The 1,206-nt window shown below is 64.3% G+C and carries 3 protein-coding genes; 2 read left to right on the forward strand and 1 reads right to left on the reverse strand.

Annotation, left to right across the window (positions count from 1 at the left end; translation table 11 throughout):
• A partial coding sequence (locus CCL05_RS42335) for a metal-sensitive transcriptional regulator (protein ID WP_143590049.1) occupies positions 1–228 on the reverse strand: 228 nt, incomplete at its 3' end.
• Positions 229–431: 203 nt separating this feature from the next.
• Between CCL05_RS42335 and CCL05_RS42340 the strand changes: the two genes are divergently transcribed.
• Together CCL05_RS42340 and CCL05_RS44375 are read left to right on the forward strand one after the other, a co-directional pair.
• The gene (locus CCL05_RS42340) at positions 432–1,052 is read left to right on the forward strand and encodes a DUF47 domain-containing protein (protein WP_020269925.1); all 621 of its coding nucleotides are present in this window, start codon (positions 432–434) and stop codon (positions 1,050–1,052) included.
• Between the two features lie 7 nt (positions 1,053–1,059).
• Positions 1,060–1,206, forward strand: a 147-nt coding sequence (locus CCL05_RS44375; protein ID WP_208641750.1) for an inorganic phosphate transporter, incomplete at its 3' end; no start/stop codon positions are given.

The following is a 1,206-nucleotide window of genomic DNA, read 5'->3' on the forward strand; positions in this document are numbered from 1 at the left end:
CTTGGTGGAGGCGGAGACCTGGGTGAGTATGTCGATGCAGTAGACGTCCTCGTCGACCATCCGCTGCAGGCCGCGGATCTGCCCCTCGATGCGGCGCAGGCGCTTGAGGTGCTCGTCCTTCTGTTTGTGGTACCCGTGCACGCCCCGGTCGTGGTCGGTCACGACGTCCGCCCCGGCGGTGACATTCGTGACATCTCCGGCATTCGTAACGTCGGTCACGTCCGTCATCGCGTCCTCCTGGTGGGCTGTACGCCGACACATACCCCTAGTGGGTATATGGTACCGAACTTTGCGGGGTATACGGGCCTTGGACCGCCCCCGTGCTCATCACTGTGCCCGATGGGCGACACTGGTGGGCGGCCCGATAGCCGTGGCCGAATGATGCGCCTAGCATCAGCCTGACCGAAACCGAAGCAAGCCGAGGACCCCACGTGCGCTTTCGTCTGACCCCCAGGGAGACGAGCTTCTACGACATGTTCGCCGCATCCGCGGACAACATCGTCACGGGCTCGAAACTCCTGATGGAACTGCTCGGGGCGGACGCTTCCGCCCGGGCCGAGATCGCAGAGCGTATGCGGGCAGCGGAACACGCAGGTGACGACGCCACGCACGCGATCTTCCACCAGCTGAACTCCTCGTTCATCACGCCGTTCGACCGCGAGGACATCTACTCCCTCGCCTCGTCCCTCGACGACATCATGGACTTCATGGAGGAGGCCGTCGACCTGGTCGTCCTCTACAACGTCGAGGAACTGCCCAAGGGCGTCGAGCAGCAGATCGAGGTGCTGGCGCGCGCTGCCGAACTGACGGCCGAAGCGATGCCGCACCTGCGGACGATGGAGAACCTCACCGAGTACTGGATCGAGGTCAACCGGCTGGAGAACCAGGCCGACCAGATCCACCGCAAGCTGCTCGCGCACCTCTTCAACGGCAAGTACGACGCCATCGAGGTGCTGAAGCTCAAGCAGATCGTGGACGTGCTGGAGGAAGCGGCGGACGCGTTCGAGCACGTGGCGAACACGGTGGAGACCATCGCCGTCAAGGAGTCCTGAGCCCTTCATGGACACCTTTGCTCTGGTCGTGACCATCGCGGTCGCGCTGTTCTTCACGTACACCAACGGTTTCCACGACTCGGCGAACGCGATCGCCACGTCCGTGTCGACCCGGGCCCTGACGCCGAGGGCCGCGCTGGCCATGGCCGCGGTG

The sequence above is a fragment of the Streptomyces africanus genome (assembly GCF_002150735.1).
Classification (GTDB): Bacteria; Actinomycetota; Actinomycetes; order Streptomycetales; family Streptomycetaceae; genus Streptomyces; species Streptomyces africanus.